Origin of the sequence: Rhodococcus jostii NBRC 16295 (assembly GCF_001894825.1) — a bacterium.
Taxonomy (GTDB): Bacteria; Actinomycetota; Actinomycetes; order Mycobacteriales; family Mycobacteriaceae; genus Rhodococcus_F; species Rhodococcus_F jostii.
In genome coordinates this window covers 1-17,283 of sequence record NZ_BCWY01000041.1, presented here as the reverse complement: position 1 = coordinate 17,283, position 17,283 = coordinate 1, and the positions used below count along the sequence as shown (strand labels likewise).

At 62.5% G+C, this 17,283-nt stretch carries 13 protein-coding genes; 8 read left to right on the top strand and 5 right to left on the bottom strand.

Annotated features, from left to right (window positions below):
• The first annotated feature begins 76 nt into the window (after positions 1 to 76).
• The 5 genes from RJ1_RS24865 (at position 77) to RJ1_RS24845 (ending at position 5,723) form a co-directional block, all read left to right on the top strand.
• Complete coding sequence (locus RJ1_RS24865) at positions 77 to 1,477, top strand: bifunctional 3,4-dihydroxy-2-butanone-4-phosphate synthase/GTP cyclohydrolase II (protein WP_255284901.1); 1,401 nt, start codon at positions 77 to 79, stop codon at positions 1,475 to 1,477.
• Positions 1,474 to 1,986, top strand: coding sequence for a flavin reductase family protein (locus RJ1_RS24860; protein WP_073364844.1), 513 nt, complete (start codon positions 1,474 to 1,476; stop codon positions 1,984 to 1,986). The genes RJ1_RS24865 and RJ1_RS24860 overlap by 4 nt, the downstream gene beginning before the upstream one ends.
• Positions 1,983 to 3,857, top strand: a complete 1,875-nt coding sequence (locus RJ1_RS24855) for a 2-oxoacid:acceptor oxidoreductase subunit alpha (protein WP_073364842.1) — start codon at positions 1,983 to 1,985, stop codon at positions 3,855 to 3,857. The genes RJ1_RS24860 and RJ1_RS24855 overlap by 4 nt, the downstream gene beginning before the upstream one ends.
• Positions 3,848 to 4,942 (top strand): 2-oxoacid:ferredoxin oxidoreductase subunit beta, encoded by a 1,095-nt coding sequence (locus RJ1_RS24850; RefSeq protein ID WP_205415343.1) that lies wholly within the window; start codon positions 3,848 to 3,850, stop codon positions 4,940 to 4,942. The genes RJ1_RS24855 and RJ1_RS24850 overlap by 10 nt, the downstream gene beginning before the upstream one ends.
• Positions 4,943 to 5,066: 124 nt before the next feature.
• Positions 5,067 to 5,723 (top strand): TetR/AcrR family transcriptional regulator, encoded by a 657-nt coding sequence (locus RJ1_RS24845; protein WP_240319633.1) that lies wholly within the window; start codon positions 5,067 to 5,069, stop codon positions 5,721 to 5,723.
• Positions 5,724 to 5,759: 36 nt separating this feature from the next.
• On the opposite strand, the gene RJ1_RS24840 is transcribed toward RJ1_RS24845, so the two are convergent.
• Both RJ1_RS24840 and RJ1_RS24835 read right to left on the bottom strand, forming a co-directional pair.
• Positions 5,760 to 6,914 (bottom strand): uroporphyrinogen-III synthase, encoded by a 1,155-nt coding sequence (locus RJ1_RS24840; RefSeq protein WP_073364946.1) that lies wholly within the window; start codon positions 6,912 to 6,914, stop codon positions 5,760 to 5,762.
• 87 nt (positions 6,915 to 7,001) lie between these two features.
• On the bottom strand, positions 7,002 to 8,213 hold the full coding sequence (locus RJ1_RS24835) for a cytochrome P450 (RefSeq protein WP_162850282.1): 1,212 nt from the start codon (positions 8,211 to 8,213) through the stop codon (positions 7,002 to 7,004).
• A 343-nt stretch (positions 8,214 to 8,556) separates the two neighbouring features.
• Between RJ1_RS24835 and fdxA the strand changes: the two genes are divergently transcribed.
• A complete protein-coding gene (fdxA, locus tag RJ1_RS24830; protein WP_073364835.1) occupies positions 8,557 to 8,880 on the top strand; it encodes a ferredoxin in 324 nt (107 codons plus the stop codon).
• A gap of 1,745 nt (positions 8,881 to 10,625) precedes the next feature.
• Here the strand turns inward: fdxA and RJ1_RS24820 are convergent.
• On the bottom strand, positions 10,626 to 10,994 hold the full coding sequence (locus RJ1_RS24820) for a RedY/HapK family protein (protein WP_073364833.1): 369 nt from the start codon (positions 10,992 to 10,994) through the stop codon (positions 10,626 to 10,628).
• A 210-nt stretch (positions 10,995 to 11,204) separates the two neighbouring features.
• Between RJ1_RS24820 and RJ1_RS24815 the strand changes: the two genes are divergently transcribed.
• On the top strand, positions 11,205 to 11,963 hold the full coding sequence (locus RJ1_RS24815; RefSeq protein ID WP_073364831.1) for an SDR family oxidoreductase: 759 nt from the start codon (positions 11,205 to 11,207) through the stop codon (positions 11,961 to 11,963).
• Positions 11,964 to 12,696: 733 nt separating this feature from the next.
• Here RJ1_RS24815 and RJ1_RS24810 read toward each other — a convergent pair.
• Entirely contained in the window at positions 12,697 to 14,313 is a 1,617-nt protein-coding gene (locus tag RJ1_RS24810) for a hypothetical protein (protein ID WP_073364829.1), read from the bottom strand.
• A gap of 251 nt (positions 14,314 to 14,564) precedes the next feature.
• On the opposite strand from RJ1_RS24810, the gene RJ1_RS24805 reads away from it, so the two are divergent.
• Positions 14,565 to 15,704 (top strand): IS701 family transposase, encoded by a 1,140-nt coding sequence (locus RJ1_RS24805; RefSeq protein WP_420820334.1) that lies wholly within the window; start codon positions 14,565 to 14,567, stop codon positions 15,702 to 15,704.
• A 467-nt stretch (positions 15,705 to 16,171) separates the two neighbouring features.
• On the opposite strand, the gene RJ1_RS24800 is transcribed toward RJ1_RS24805, so the two are convergent.
• Positions 16,172 to 17,283 (bottom strand): NAD(P)(+) transhydrogenase (Re/Si-specific) subunit beta (locus RJ1_RS24800; protein WP_073364826.1); only part of this gene is annotated, 1,112 nt, incomplete at its 5' end.

The window sequence follows — 17,283 nt, the reverse complement described above, 5'->3', positions numbered from 1 at the left end:
GAGGCCCCTCAATCTAAGGTGCTAACGAACGACCGTCAGTAAATCGGACGCTCCCGAGATCACCGAGGTTGACACCATGACAGAGTCACATCCGGCGACGCGCCACCTCGCCGCCAACATGGGCCTCGACGGTCCGACTGAGGATCAGCGCTCGGCCCTTGGCGACAGAGGTCTTCTCGATCCCGACGAAGCACGGTCGTATCGCGCTGTCGAGACCGCCCTGTCCGAGTTGCGTGGCGGACGGATGGTGCTGGTGGTAGACGATGCGGACCGGGAGAATGAGGGCGACCTCATCATGGCCGCCGAACTGGCCACTCCCGGAACGATCGCCTTCATGATTCGACACACCAGCGGCTTGCTGTGTGTCGGAATTCCCAACGCCCGGGCTGATGAGTTGCGCCTGCCACTCATGGTGACCGACAGTGACGATCCTCGGGGCACGGCTTTCACTGTCTCGGTTGATTTGAAGGCCTGCACCACGACCGGTGTGTCCGCCGCCGACCGGACTTTGACCATTCGCGCGCTCGTCGACCCCGCGACACAACCGGAGCACTTTTCTCGGCCCGGCCACGTCTTCCCGCTACGCGCTCGCGAAGGCGGTGTTCTGCGGCGGGCCGGGCACACCGAAAGCGCAGTCGACCTGTGCAGGATCGCCGGCCTGCAACCCGTCGGAGTCCTTTCCGAGGTCACCAACGATGACGGCACAATGGCTCGTCGCCCCGAACTCGCACAGTTCGCATTGGAACACGGACTCGCGACAATCGAGGTTGCCGACATCGTCCGGTACCGACTGAGGACCGAGACACTCGTCCGCAGAGAGGCGCAGGGACGCGTACCCAGTGACCACGGCGAGTTCACGGCGATCACCTACCGCTCGCTCAACGACGACGGCGAGCATGTCGCTCTGGTACTGGGTGACGTCGACCAGAGCAAGTCGAGTGCAGATTCCGGCCCGGTACCGGTCCGCGTGCACTCCGAGTGTCTCACCGGCGATGTCTTCGACTCCCTCCGGTGTGACTGCGGTGAACAACTCTCTCTCGCCATGAACAAGATCCGTGAAGCAGGTCGCGGAGTAGTCGTCTACCTCCGCGGACACGAAGGTCGTGGGATCGGATTGAGCCACAAGTTACGGGCCTACAACCTGCAGGATGCAGGACTCGACACCGTGGATGCCAACTTGGCTCAAGGGCTCCCGGTGGATAGTCGGCACTACGGAATCGGCGCCCAGATCCTCCGCGATATCGGAGTGCGAACAATCCGATTGATGACCAACAATCCGGCGAAGTATCGAGGTCTGACCGGTTACGGCGTCCACATCGCCGCCCGCGAGCCGCTTGTAGTCGCCCCAAATCCAGAAAACATCAGTTACCTGACCACCAAACGCACCAGGTTGGACCACCAACTCGGCGGGGAATTCCCAGTCGAAGACGAGGTGGGATCACCCGCGCCCCTACACGACGGGAATTACGCCTTATGAATGACACGCGACCGACACCTGTGCCCGACCAAGCACAACTGTTCCGTGACGCAATGGCGTCCTTCCCCAGCGGCGTTACCATCGTGACCACCGTCGACGATGCGGGGCGCCGATGGGGGTTCACTGCAACATCGTTCTGCGTGGTCTCGATGGATCCCCCACTCGTGCTCGTCTGCCTCTCTGACAGCGCCGAATGCCACCCAGTCTTCGCGAAGGCCGACCGCTGGATCATCCACGTCATCCACCCCGAGCACGCCGATTTGGCCCGACGATTTGCTACTCGTGGAGCCGATAAATTCGCCGATGCCGGATTTGTCTCCGACGAGCGCGGACTACCCATACTCCCGACGGCATCCCTACGCCTGGATTGCACCTCCCATGCTCGCCAACCAAGTGGAGACCACACCATCTTGGTGGGCAAAGTGGCCGACATCGACATGACTGACAGGCTGCCGGCGATCTACTTCCGTCGGCAGTTCCACACACTCGCCGAAGGCGTCACCGCGTGACACCGGAGACCACCACTACAACCAACGTGCGCACGGTACATCGAGTGGTCATCCGGCTAGCCGGTGACTCAGGCGACGGGATGCAACTCGTCGGAGACCGATTCACTTCCGAAACCGCATTGTTCGGGAACGATCTGGCCACAATGCCAAACTTCCCAGCAGAGATTCGGGCACCAGCTGGCACATTGCCCGGTGTTTCGAGCTTTCAGCTCCACTTCGCAGACTACGACATCCTCACGGCGGGCGACCGACCCGATGTCTTGGTTGCGATGAACCCAGCCGCCCTCAAGGCCAACATCGACGACCTCCCAGCTGGCGGTGTCCTTATCGCCAACACCGACGAGTTCACCAAGCGAAATCTGACCAAGATCGGTTACAACACGAACCCGCTCGAAGACGACTCGCTGGACGGCTACACGGTGCACCCAGTTGCCATGTCGACACTCACACGCGGCGCGGTCGAGGAAACGGGTGTCCCCAAGAAGGACGCCGAGCGCGCCAAGAACTTTTTCGCGCTCGGCCTCCTCTGTTGGATGTACCACCGACCGATCGAGAGCACCGAACGATTCCTCAACGAGAAGTTCGCCCGCCGACCCGAGCTGGCGCAGGCGAACATTCTCGCGTTCCGGGCCGGGCATGCCTACGGCGAGACGACCGAAACGTTCGCTGTCACCTACGAGGTGGCCCCGGCCAGGCTGGCGCCCGGCACCTACCGACAGGTCACCGGCAACACCGCACTGTCCTATGGAATCATCACCGCAGGCGAAATCAGTGGCCTCCCGGTATTCCTCGGCTCGTACCCCATCACCCCGGCCAGCGACATACTGCACGAGTTGAGCAAGCGGAAAGCCTTCAACGTCACTACCTTCCAAGCCGAGGATGAAATATCCGGGATCGGAGCCGCGCTCGGTGCAGCGTTCGGCGGCGCGCTCGGCGTCACAACGACATCCGGGCCCGGAATCGCACTGAAGTCCGAGGCCATTGGTCTCGCAGTCGCCCTTGAGCTGCCCCTACTCGTGATCGATGTGCAACGAGGCGGACCCTCTACCGGACTTCCCACCAAGACCGAACAGTCCGATCTTCTCCAGGCGATGTTTGGGCGCAACGGGGAATCGCCGGTGCCGATAGTTGCGCCACGCTCGCCCGCGGACTGCTTCGCCGCCGCACTGGAAGCAACCCGAATCGCGGTAACCTACCGCACTCCCGTCCTCATTCTGTCCGACGGAGCGCTCGCCAATGGTTCCGAGCCGTGGCGCGTGCCGGAAGTTTCTGCACTCCCCCGACTGGACCCCGACTTTGCCACGGCACCGAACTCCCCCGACGGGTCCGGGGAGTTCTGGCCATACCTCCGCCACCACGACACCCTCGCCAGGCCGTGGGCGGTGCCAGGCACTCCGGGACTGGAGCACCGGATCGGCGGACTCGAGAAGGCCGACGGCAGGGGCTCGATCTCCTACGACCCCGAGAACCATGATCGCATGGTCCGATTGCGCGCCGCGAAGATTGACGGCATCGACGTACCCGACATAGTGGTCGACGATCCGGACGGCGACGCCGACGTGCTCGTCCTCGGATGGGGCTCGACCTATGGCCCCATCGGCGCGGGATGCCGACGGGTCCGCGACATGGGATTCGCGGTTGCTCAGGCACACCTGAGGCATCTCAACCCGCTTCCGGCCAACCTCGAGTCGGTCCTCAGGCGCTATCGCACCGTACTGGTGCCCGAAATGAATCTCGGCCAGCTGGCCCTGCTACTCCGGGCCCGTTACCTCGTCGACGTCCAACCACACACCTGCGTTTCCGGGCTTCCATTCAAAGCTGAGGAGATGCAGAACCTCATCATCGAGGCCATCAAGGGAGGATCTGCGTGACCGCTATCAACATCGGACTGCCAACCCTCGGCGGACTCGACAAGGTGCCGGCGACCGACTTGAAACAGACCGCCAAGGATTTCACCAGCGACCAAGAGGTCAGATGGTGTCCTGGATGTGGTGATTATGCCGTCCTCGCCGCCGTCCGCGGCTTTCTTCCCGAACTGGGAATCCGCCGGGAGAACATGGTGTTCGTTTCGGGAATCGGCTGCTCATCCCGATTCCCGTACTACCTCAATACCTACGGCATGCACTCCATCCACGGCCGTGCACCCACTATCGCGACCGGGCTCGCGATTACTCGCCCCGATTTGTCTGTCTGGGTGGTGACCGGCGACGGTGACGCCTTGTCGATCGGGGGCAACCATCTGATCCACACGCTGCGCCGCAACGTCAACCTCAAGATCCTACTTTTCAACAATCGCATTTACGGCTTAACCAAGGGTCAGTACTCCCCCACGTCCGAGACAGGGAAGGTCACCAAGTCCACACCCACAGGCAGCGTCGATCATCCGCTGAACCCAGTCAGCCTCGCACTCGGAGCGGAGGCGACCTTCGTCGCACGCGCGCTCGACTCCGACCGGGCTCAGCTGACGTCCGTTCTGCGTGCCGCCGCTGCGCACCGCGGCACGGCGCTGGTGGAGATCTTCCAGGACTGCCCCATATTCAATGACGGTGCGTTCGACGTCATCCGCCGCGGTTCCGCCGACGCAGCGCAGCGCCTCATCCCGCTGACCCACGGACGCCCGATCCGATTTGGTACCGACGGCGAGTTCGCAGTCGTGCGAGAAGCTTTCGGGCTCGGCGTCGCGAGGACCTCCGACGTAGCCGAGTCCGACATCGTCGTCCACAATGAGACCGACCACACGTTAGCCTTTGCCCTGTCTCGACTGTCCACGCAAGACCTCGAGCACGTGGTTACCGGCGTATTCCGCCGAGTCGACCGCACCTGCTACGACGATGCGGTCCGTCACGAGGCCGATACGGCCCGTACCCAACACAAGGGGGATCTGCAGTTGCTTCTGTCCGGACGCGATACCTGGACCATTGCCGATCCGGCAGCCATGCAAGGCAATCGGAAGTAGTCACGATCATTCCCGATGACCACCGCCGCACCCCCAGGACACGTGTGCGCTTTGACTCCCGACCAAGCGACCCATATAGTACTAACGAACGTAGGTTACTAGGAGAGGTGCGCCGGTGGTCAACATGGCTCGCGAACAGGCGACGGCATCGAGTGAACCCCGGCCTAGGTCCACCTCGGACGTTATCGTCGAAACGGGCTTGAAGCTCTTTTCCGAAATAGGGTACGACGGCGTGGGCATGCGGCAAATCGCGTCCATTGTCGGCATAAAGGCCGCGAGCCTGTACAACCACTACGCCTCAAAAGAAGAGCTCCTGTGGTCCATCGTCGAGGACGCACTCGGGAAGATTCGCGGCTATCAGCGCAGGGCGTTCACCGAAGAGGAAACGACCGCCAACAGGTTGCGAGCATTCGTCCGCTTGCACGTCCGGTTCCATGCCGAGCAGAGCCAGATGGCGAGGGTCGTCAACAACAACATGGAAAGCCTTGCGCCCGCACACTACTCGATTACTGCGCAGCGTCGCGAAGAATTCGAGCACGGGCTACGTCAGGTCCTCCAGTTCGGGTGCGATGAAGAAATCTTTCTTATCCGCAACGTTCGGCTCACCTCGCACGCCATCCTCGACATGGGCATCGGCATTTCGAGTTGGTACCTTCCCGATGGACCCGACTCCCTCTCCGACATCATGGCCGCGTACGAGGAGATCGCTCTTCGCATGGTCGGCTATACCGGGACCCTCACACCCCTACAGACAGAATCCGACTTCGTACTGGACAGTTGAGAAATAGGTGCTCGGCGGGGCTCGATGACATCGGCTTCATACCGTCCCATCTCGGCACATATCCACATACTCGACTGGGTCGAGTGCGAGTCGGTAGCCCCGTTTGTACACGGTCTGCACTGCATCTGGGGCCCTCAGCGAGGCCCGAAGCCGTGCGACTGCCACCTCGACCGCGTGAGCGTCGCCGCCGCGCGGCAATGCAGACATCAGCTCCTCACGCGGAACCACACGGCCCGGCTGTGCGCCCAGGACGCGAATCAACGTCATGGCAGCGGGCGGTAGTCGGCGCACTTCGCCATCAACCAGGACACAACTGCCGCGGATGCTGAATTCCCGTCCCCCGACCTGAATAGTGATGGCACGGCGCGGAAGTTCATCCGCGATGTGCCACACCAGTTCACCGAGCCGGGGACATTCGGGACCTGTGGTCGGAACCTCGAGTTCGATGAACGGCACCGAGGTCACCGGACCTATGCACGCGGCCAGTACGTCGTTCCGGAAGGCGTGCAGGATCGGCTCGAGCGTCCCCGTCACCTTCGCGCGAGCCAGCAGCGCCCCGACTGCGGGCGCGCTGGTGAAGCTCACCGCATCGAGGGCTCGCGTGGCGATCAAATCAATCATCCGGTCTATCGGCGCCGGATCCTCGGGAGGCATCCACCGATACACGGGGACCGCGGTCACGTCGGCCCCCGCGCAACCAAGGAGGTCGCAGAGGTCGCCAACCACCTTCCCCTCGGTGGGTGCACCGTCCAACTGGACGGCAATTCGTTTGCCGTCGATCCCCTGGGCAACTAGATGGTCGAGCACTTCCGCCATGGTCTCCGAGACCGGGGACCATTCTTCGCATAGCTCAGCTGCCCGGACGGCACCCTTGGCTTTTGTTCCGCGTGCGAGCAGCCGGGTAGACGCCAACGCCTGCTTGAACGCGTTGCGCTCGCCCCATCCAGCTGCTGCTTCCATCCATCCGCGAAATCCTATTCCGGTGGTGACGACCACGAACTCTGGTGGTTTGTCTATGATCTGACGCGTCACCCGCCTGAGTTCCGTGTCGTCGGACAGTGGGATGATGCGGATCGCCGGTGCATGAATTACCGTCGCGCCCCGCCGCGTCAGGAAGGTCGCGAACTCATCGGCCCGCCGGGAGGCGGTGACCCCAATGGTGAAACCGGTCAGGGGCTTCGCGTCGTCCACCACGCGCCGACTAGCTTCGTTCGTGAACCCGACCTGTCGTGCAAGGTAAGCAAGCTCAACCACTCTGCTCTCCTGAACTTGGATGACTTAGCTGCTGCGGGTGAAGGCGAGCCGTAGTTCCTTCAAGCCACGGAACTGCGCGCTCGCGACATGACTGAAGTCTTGTCCTTCAGCAAGCCGGATATCACTCAATCGCGCCAGGAGACGCTCGAACGCGATCTTTATCTCCAGCCGCGCCAACGGCGCACCCAGGCAGAAGTGGTTGCCGGCGCCAAAGGCCATGTGCGGCACAGCATTTTTTCGATCTGCATCGAACCTAGTCGGGTCGGAAAACTCGCGCTCATCACGATTGGCCGCGCCCACCATGATCAACACTCTCGATCCAGCAGGAATATGCTGGCCGCCCAGCTCGGTGTCTATTGTCACCCGGCGTGGCACCCATTGCGTGGGAGACTCGATCCGTAGCGATTCCTCGGCGACGGCGGCGATCCGACGGTTGTCCGCCCGAACACGTTGCATTTCCGCCGGATTCTGCAGCAGTAGCAACATTATTGTCGCGATGGTGTGGGCTGTGGTGATCACGCCGCCGCGAATGAGTGTCACCGTATTGTCGAGGATGTAGTCGAGATCGAACTGTCCGTCACGTTCGATGTGCCGTTGGATCATGTCGCTGAGTTCGTCTCCAGTAGGAGCGTCGCGGCGCGCCTCGATCGCGTCGATGAGATGCTCCGTCGCACGACTGGCAGCCACCTTCGACCGTTCCTGCACATCCTTCGGCAGGAAGCTCAACCCGCTGTTGTCCACCCGCGACCAGCCGTTGAGCCAGTCGAAATCCGACTCGGTGAACCCCAGCATCCTGGCGATCACCCGCGGTGGAATGTGCTCCGCAAATTCTCCGACCAGATCCACCTCCCCCTTGTCGATGAAATCGTCGATGAGCGAATCGCAGATCACCGTGATCGTGGAGACCTGTGCGGCTAGTTTCTTCGGCTTGAACGCCTCAGCGCAGAGGTTTCGCTTGTCCCGGTGACTCGGGGGATCCGCCTCCACAAGACTTTGGGTCTCCTTACTCATGCCCGTCTCGCTGAATGGGTTGTGTGCGGTGCGGCTGCCTACGCTGGAGAACACCTTCCAATCGCGGGTGACTTGTGCAGCGTCCTCGTATCTCGTGACGAGGAAGTCGGTAGTTCCCGGAATTCGGTATACGGGCTGGTCCTCGCGCAGCCATTCATACTGCGGATAGGGGCACTCGGCACCCTCCAAAGACGGATAGTTGATCTGCACTGGCGTCTCGGTCATGTCGGGTCTCCCACCGCAGGCGATCTCATCGACGCTGTTGAACCTGTCTCGGCGCGTCGATACGAATTTCATAAGGACTGAACTAACAATCGATCGTACGCATTTTTAGGGATCTCGGTCAAGCTTTCCTTCTCCTGCAATCCCGTAGGGGGCACCCGCCCGATCCTCGGCCACTCGCTCACCTGGATCGACAATCAAGGCCCCCGCCTGCCCGCCGGCGACACCGCGCGAAGCACAGCATTGACTCAGCCAACCCAAAGGCATACGATCGATCGTTAGTTGCTCCCGTGCGGCATTCGCGCCGGCAACCCAGCTACCAGTCTCATACCCTCGGAGATCACTCATGACCTACGTCGTCGCCTTACCCTGCGTGGACATCAAAGACAGAGCCTGCATCGAGGAGTGCCCCGTCGACTGCATCTACGAAGGCGATCGCATGCTGTACATCCATCCCGACGAATGTGTCGACTGTGGGGCTTGTGAACCCGTATGCCCGGTCGAGGCTATCCACTACGAGGACGATCTCCCCGAGCAATGGGCCGGCTTCACTGCCGCCAATGCCGAGTTCTTTACCGAACTAGGCTCACCAGGCAGCGCGGCCAAGACCGAACGAATGCCTGATCCGGAATTCGTAGCCAGACTGCCGGCTACAGAATTGAAGGGCTAGACCACACCGTCCACGATGACAAGTTGCTTCGGTTCGGAAGTCGAAGCGTCGGCATTGGTGGGTTCGGGAAGCGAATGGTGCGAAGAGTCGCTAGGGGTGGCAGTCGACCGCTCGTGACGATAGCGCCACTCCCCAAGCGTCCTCCCCTGCGTGACGGGAGTACCGTGTCACGCACCAAGCTGCCGGTACTTTCTGTCACAGAGCTTCAATCATCCTCGAGGCTGCGGCGCCACTCGCCGATGCTTGCCCGGCATGCTTGAACGATCTGGTGGCCAGCCAAAGTGTTTGGCGGATTTCCACACCCCGAACAAAACGCCGAGACCATACCGCTCGATTCGTCTACTTCGATCGACATTGTGTCCTCAAATCGAGAACAGCAGTGCCCGGCGGTGAGTGCTGCATGGCCAGGCCAGCCAACACATTGGTGGACCCAAAGCTCATGGAGCCGACACGTAAGCCGATTGTGCGGCGAGATTCCTCCAAGCTCCTCCACAACATTTTCTCGCGCCAGCACGCGGGCGAGATGCCAGACGTTCGCGGTGCGACCGTACCTGGAAGCACCCACGTCGCTGGCAATCGCGGTCCACGACATTGTCATCGCCTCGTCTCAGTTCGTTCAGCCTGCATTGCTTCTTCGATCGTGACTCAGATCACTCGTAAGCACAGCAGTGGAACTACTGGTTTGACTACTGACGCGGGGGCACTCGAGACCTGCTCGTGTCCGCGCAGGACAATCGTGCTTCGTTGACAACGACAATTGACATGAACCGAACATCCAGCGCAGGGCCCGCGAAGTCGACCACCGCCCGACAGGCCGTACCGGGACCGAGATCGAAGCGACCGATACCATTATCTATCGACGACATTGATGATAAGTGGGCCTGTGATGCCGCACCCGCTCCGCGATCACCTCATCCGATCCACGACCAGAGTCGACGCCTGGGCTCATGTCCTCCCCACGACTCATCAGTCTCGTGCGTAAGCAATGTGGCGTGCAGGGGCCGCGGTGTGCGGTCATATTGAAGAGTTCGCCAGCGAGCATCGCCCCGATATCCTCTCTCGGAGTCCGCGCTCTGGGCGAGCCTGATCGGCAGTTTCAGGGTCTCCCGGCGTGATCCGCTACTTCGGAGGGCCAAGATAGATACCGTCGCCGTCAGCGCCAACCCACAGTTGGATCGGAGGCGAAGACTGCGTGCAGGTGCAACCTCCGGCCCAATTGGGATGCGCGTGGCGCTTTATCCGTTCCTGCGTGCTCTTCGTCAAAGGCATCGGCTTGACCGCCTTCTCGTGATGGTCGCCGACTGCAAGCCGCATTGATGAGAGGTCAGAACTATAAGCCTGCGCATCAGATTCGTGGTCATTGGTGGCCAATTCGGGCCGTATCAATAACGATCTCGGTATCGAAGCAAATGCGTGCAGCCCTTCTCACCTAATGTCGGCAACCGCGTACACGGTTGCCCCGGACATGGTGTTCACGGTGCCGGGTGCAACCCCTGCGATCACATGCCGCGAGTCGTCAGGCCGGACTCTGTACGCTGGTCGGTGGCCACAGTGGTTGCTGGGCAAGTACTCCGGAATCACCGAGCCGCTGCCATCACCCGGCGGTCCGGCGCCGCCGACTCCTCGTGAGCTGAGCGAGCACATTGCACGCCGACCGCCCGTCCTGGCTGGTGATCAGCCGTATCGTGTCGATCTGCTACCGCGTCCGGCGAGGAGCTGCCGGATCCCTCTCACCCTGCGACTCGTCATGTATAGGGGTCCTCGACACCAGCAATGCCTTCAAGAACAACTACCTGAGAATTGATCCCCCAGAACTCAGCACCGACGCCGAACTCTCCCCACTCCTCGTCCCATCGGTCCTTGAAGGCCGCAACTTCGGGCGTGTCGAAAATCGCCACAGGGTTGTCGTCGCCTTCAACAACAATGAGATCGATATACTTGAATCCGACAGAACCGGCACAATTCTGTACAATCTTCCAGTTTGCATAGCTAATTACGCCTGGCACGCTACCGATGAACGGGTTGTCCACCTCCCGAAGGAACTTGTCATACGCATCCGCATTGCTACCTTCCTTAATGTTATAGGTGACGAGCAACGTGTGTCGCTTTGCCATGGATTTCCTCTCATCTTCAATGTGGGGAATGCTGATACTTCAAGATACCGGCTGGCAATCCACAAGGTCTAACAATAATCTCTCCATGATTAACCGGTTGAACGGAAGTATGGCCAAATCTCTTCCTTCACTGGCTGATTGCGACCTCCTTGCGAAATTACGTGACACTTGCCCTAGCCGACAGCGCATCATTCATGCTACTTCTTACTAGTGAACTTAGGTATTCAAGGAAAGCGCGCCCTCGTCATCGGCGGAACGTCCGGACTCGGTCTAGCTTGCTGCCAGTCCCTAGCAGCCGAGGGCGTCGATCTCGCAATATTCGCGCGCAACAGCGAGACGCTTAAGCGGACCCGGTCGGACTTGACCGATGAATTCGCGGTGCGAGTGGACACTTACTCGGGCGACGTGACGAACCGCGCCGACATCGTCTCGACGGTCGAGCTGCTGCGTGACGGTGGCGGAATTGACATCCTCGTACTCAATACACCCCGACCGCCCAGTCCCATGCGCGACTTCCTCGCCGAGGACGACGACTCTCGATGGGAGCAGGCCTACCGCGACCAATTGCATGCAGCACTAAACGTGTTGCGGGAAGCCACCCCCCTGCTGACCACAAACGGTTGGGGCCGGATCATTGGCATCACCTCGGCCAGCGTCAAGGAGCCCCTCCCCCGCCACGCCATCTCATCGGTGTTCCGCGCCGGTGTCCAAGCAGCGTTGAAGCACTTGGCCTCAGAGATCGCTCAGTTCGGCGTCACCGTCAACTCTGTGGCACCGGCCACTATCGCGACTCCTACTTTCGAGCAGTTCCACGACCTCGAGTCCCGGGTTCGTCTAACTCCCCTGGGCCGCCCCGGAACACCCGAGGAGTTAGGCGCTACGGTGGCCTTCCTAGCCTCCTATCAGGCTGGATTTATCACGGGCCAGTTGATCCAACTTGACGGTGGCAGGACAGCTTCCCTCGTATGATCACCTAACTCGAAGGTGTTGTCACCCCACCGGTCATGTGGACACTCGCAACTGGATGCGCGCCACAGGATGAGTCGCCTAAAACTACTATGTAGCAACAGTTCTACGTACTCGTCCCCGCCGTGCAAGAGTCTTAGTCGGGTCCGCCGTGATCGGGAACCCCGGCAAGGGTTCACTCAAGATGATGCTCGGGCCAGGCGCCGCGGACGGCAGCGGTGGCGTGGGGTCGTGACCCGGGCGTTGGCGTTCAATCGGTTCCGCGCCGCCGACGGCGCCTCCTCGTAACGGAACTCAGTCCCTCGTCGGGTGAACGGGGCTTTTTCCAGTATGTCGCTGACCAACGGCGTGACCTTCGTGGTCATCACCAGCGATGTCGGCGTTCCCCATTGGCGGGTCACTTGATCACGGCCCATGGTGTGATCAGTTTTTATACATGCCGCACCATGCGGACACCATAGACACTGCGGTTGCGGACGACACCAAGTTTTCGTCGGGAACGGGCTCGGCCACCGACCTGACCGACGTGTACGCGCCGGTCAGGTCGGTGGCCGAGCCCCGTCCCCACTGCTTCGCCTGATAGGAAGTGGACGGGGCAGTGCTGACACAGCGCTCGGTGAGCACGGCGCAAATCGGGTCGACGCCGAACTGCCTCGCCCTAGGTAGCTAGAAGCGGCGTAGCCGGGTTTTGGGGTCAAGTTTGTGGTGTGTGGGTCACGTTCGACTGCTTGATATTTCAGGCTGCGAGTTGCGCTGTGGCGGTGAGGGTATCGACGGCGGTGCGGTAGGCGGTGGCAGCTGATCGCAGGCGGCCGGGAGTGGTTGTCGGAGCGGCGAGTTCGGCCAGGCCGGTGCGCAGGACCCGATCGTGGATACAGGTGAGGAACTTCGCGGTGTCGAGTCCGAGGTCGGTGACCTGGTACCGGTGGGTGCCCTCGATCCGGGCGATGAGGCTGCGGGTTTTCAGCCGGCGCAGGTCGTAGGTCATCTGCCCGGCGGACACTTTGTCCGGGTCGAGTCCACGCAGCTCGCCGGTGAGGGTGCGCAGGTCCTTGTTGGTGAAGCCGTTCGGGTGCAGCCGGAAGACCAGAAGTGCGGAGAGCAGGGCGTGGCTGCGCTGGTCGGCGAACCGTAGTCCCGGGACACGGGTGCCGGTGGTGGTGGTGACGGGGGCGGTGATGGCGGCGAGGGCGTCGGCGCCGGTGATCGGGTCGTGGCTGAGTCGTTGGACGCGCAGTAGGCGGCGGTTGGCGTGGAAGCCGATCTCCCGCAGGGCGGGCAGATGTGTCAGTCGCTTCCCGAGGTGGAAATCGCGGGTGTCGTTGATGGTGGTTTCGGTGCGCAGGGCGCGTCCCTCCTTGTGGTACTGCTTGATGGTGGTGTGTTTGTAATCGACGTGCAGGCTGGGGGTGACGCCCTCGGTGATCACCCGGGTGCGGAATCGCCCGGGGGTGGCACGGGGGCCGCGGCGCATCAACCGCCGGTCGAAGACCAACGTGACCTGGTCGGGGCGGCCGAGATCGAGATTGTCGCGGATGACCTGTTCGAAGAAGACCCGACCGGAAACCGGGGCGTCGAGCATCTGGGTCAGGGAGAACTCGGCCTGCAACACCGACAGGTCGTAGCGGTAGCCGGCGTCCCGATCGGCGTCGGTGAACGGATCCGGCAGAATCGCCAGCCATTTCCGGAGGAGGGCGTCGATCCGTGGACCGGTCAGCCGATCGCAGATCGCCTGCAACGCGTCGGGGTCATCGACGGCGGCGAAGGCGTTGTCGAGCGCGGTGAACCCGAGCCCGGCCCTCGCGGCCTGACGCTGGGCCCAGTGGTGGCCGTTGATACAGAGTTTGGCGTTGTAGGGGAAGTACGAGCAGAACTTGAGGAAGAACGGGCCGAAGTCGGCGTCGACGCAGTAGAAGTAGTAATGGTTGACCACGCCGGTGGACTTGACGATCCACGGATAACTCTTGCCGTCGGCGTCGCGTCGTTTCTCCGTGCGGAACAGTGGTGTCCTCTCCTGCGCCCGGCCAATGAACACCACCCCCTCGGGTGCGGTGAACTGCTCGAGGTACTCGTGCATCACGTCGTCCTTGCGCTGGCCCTTCGCGAAGTCCACCCACGGGATGTGCCCGGTGTCGGCGAAGCGGTGCACCGCCGCAGCGAAGCGGTCGGTGATCCTGGACAGCGGTGCGGTGGAGGCGACCGGCAATCCCAGTTGCCGATGCACGTAGGCGACGAGGCCGGGAGCGTACTGCAGGCCGGGAACGTAGACGTTGAGGTACATCCGGTCTATGCACTCGACGTCGAAGAGCGTGTGCGTGGTGAGCACGTCGGCGACGCTGCGCGGTATGGTCATGATGAGCTCCGGACGATCGGGCGGCCGGCAGGCCAACCAACCGCTACGACGGTTCATACACCCGATCGACGTCGTCGACCAGGGTCATCACCCCGACCGGCCGGGGCCCCGGAGCGCAGCCGCCACCACACGACTCGTCGGGCTGGGGCGCAGCCCCGGTAGTACTACAGTCGCGTTTATTTTGATCTTGTCGGTGTGTCGGCGCAGGTTCCGAGAGTCGCAGGATGCATGGTCCGTGTGTGAGCGATGATGTGTGCGTGGCTGAGGTGCGGGTGTGGGCGGAGGGGCTGGCGGAGATCGATGCCTTGATCGGGCATCGTTTCGCCAGGTCCGAGCCCCGCAAGCATGCGGTGGAATACGTGCAGGGGTTGCTCTCGGGCGAGGAACGGAAGAATTCGTGGACCCTGTCCGAACGCGCGGGCGATCGGTTGCCGGACGGTATGCAGCGACTGCTCTCGACCGCGGACTGGGATCCCGACGCGGTCCGCGACGACGCACGCGATTACGCGGTCGGTCATCTTGCGGATCCGTCCGGTGTGTTGATTCTCGACGAGACCGGGTTCTTGAAGAAGGGCACCCGCTCGGCCGGGGTGGCCCGCCAGTACTCGGGGACCGCGGGCCGGGTCGAGAACTGCCAGATCGGGGTGTTCTTGACCTATGCCACTGCGGCGGGTCGAACGCTGATCGACCGAGAGCTGTACCTGCCCAAAGCCTGGACCGACGACCGTGACCGGTGCGCGCAGGCCGGGATCCCCGCCGAGCGCGAGTTCGCGACCAAACCCGAGCTGGCGATCGCGATGCTCGAACGCGCCGTCGCCGCCGGTGTGCCGGCACGATGGGTCACCGGAGATGCCGTATACGGGCAGGTGCACCGGCTCCGTGCCCGTTGCGAGGAACTCGGATTGTCCTACGTGCTAGCTACTTCGGTGAACCAACACGTCATCACCGTCGACGGCGCCGAGCTCCGTGCCGACGAGGCGATCGCGGCGTTGCCTGCCCAGGCGTGGCGGACCCGCTCGGCCGGTGACGGCGCGAAAGGCGAGCGACTCTACGACTGGGCGCGCACACCGGTGCGCGGGCTGAACTGGCCGACGACGGTGTACTGGCTCCTGGCCCGTCGCAGTCGCACCGACCCGGAGGATCTGGCGTACTACCTGTGCCACTGCCCGGCGCGCACCACCTTGACCGAATTGGTCACCGTCGCCGGAACTCGTTGGGCGATAGAGGAAACCTTCCAGACTGCGAAGGGCCAGACGGGCCTCGACCACTACCAGGTTCGGCAGTACGCGGGCTGGTACCGGCACATCACCCTCTCGATGCTCGCGCACACCTTCCTCACCGTCACCCGGTCAGAAAGGGGGCCCGAGAACCCGGCGACGACAGCGAGTTGATCGCACTGAGCGTGCCCGAGATCCGACGGCTGCTCTGCCACCTGATCTGGACGTATCTACCCGACCCCCGCCACGTCCTCGCACGCTCCCACTGGCGCCGCCGCCATCAACACCGAGCCCGACAATGCCACTACCGAGCCCGAGGACACCTGCCCTAAACGCGACTGTAGTACTAGGAGTTGGCGCCTGTGGCTCAGCAGTGGCGCGCGGTGGCGACCAGGGTGCAGATTCTGCGTGGCGTGGCGGAGAATTTCGACAAGTCGGGATTCGGGGGCGCCAGGCTCAGTGAGATCACCGAGCGTCCGGAACAACGAAGGGCGCCTGTACTTCCCCTTCTGTTTCAAAGACGGAGTTCGCCCGGTCCATCATCGGTCTCGATCCGGTCCGGACGAGGCGATCCCTCGACCACATCGAAGTCAGTAGTGCTCGTGAACGCCCGCCTCATCATCGACTGGTGGTGGAGCCGCCTACAGGGCCTTGAGTTCCTCGGTGACGTCGGCGACCGACTTCTTCGCGTCCCCGAAGAGCATGGAGGTGGTGTCGGCGAAGAACAGCGGGTTGTCGATGCCGGCGAACCCGGAGTTCATCGACCGCTTCAGCACGATCACCGACTTCGACTGATCCACATTCAGGATCGGCATCCCGTGGATCGGCGACGACGGATCGTTGCGGGCGGCGGGGTTGGTGACATCGTTCGCACCGATCACCAGGGTGACATCGGTGCGCGCGAACTCGTCGTTGATGTCGTCCATCTCCTTCATCGCGTCGTACTCCACGTCCGCCTCGGCGAGCAGCACGTTCATGTGCCCGGGCATCCGGCCCGCGACCGGGTGGATGGCGTACTTGACCTCCACGCCCTTCGACTCGAGCATCTTGGCCATGTCCTTGACCGCATGCTGCGCCTGCGCGACGGCCAACCCGTACCCGGGGACCACGATCACCTGATTCGCGTACGCCATCTGGATCGCCGCATCAGCCGCGGAGGTGGACTTCGCCGTCCGGGCGGTGCCGTCCCCCACCGCCGCCGCGGTACCGCCGCCACCGAACCCGCCGGCCACGATCGCCGGGATGGACCGGTTCATCGCCTTCGCCATCAGGTTGGTCAGGATCGAACCCGACGCCCCGACGATCATCCCGGCCACGATCATCGCCTGATTATTGAGTGCCAGACCCGCCGCCGCCGCGGACAGACCCGTCAACGCGTTCAGCAGGGAGATGACGACGGGCATGTCGGCGCCGCCGATCGGCAGCACCACCATCAACCCCAGCACCGCCGCCAACACCAGCACCCCGACGATCCACCACTGTGACGTGGGTGCGGTCGGGTCGATGGCCTTGACCCCGATGATCACCGCGAGCGCGACGGCACCGATCAGCAGCACCGCGTTCAGCGGCTGCTGCAACCGGCCGATGCCGATCGGGCGGCCGGGCAGGGTTTCCTGCAGCTTCAAGAACGCGATCACCGAACCCCAGAAGGAGATCGACCCGATGATCGCCGCGAACAGCGACGCGATGACGATGTGCACCGTCGGCGACTCACCATGCGCAAAGGCGGTGAACCCGTCCGAGTCCAAAAACT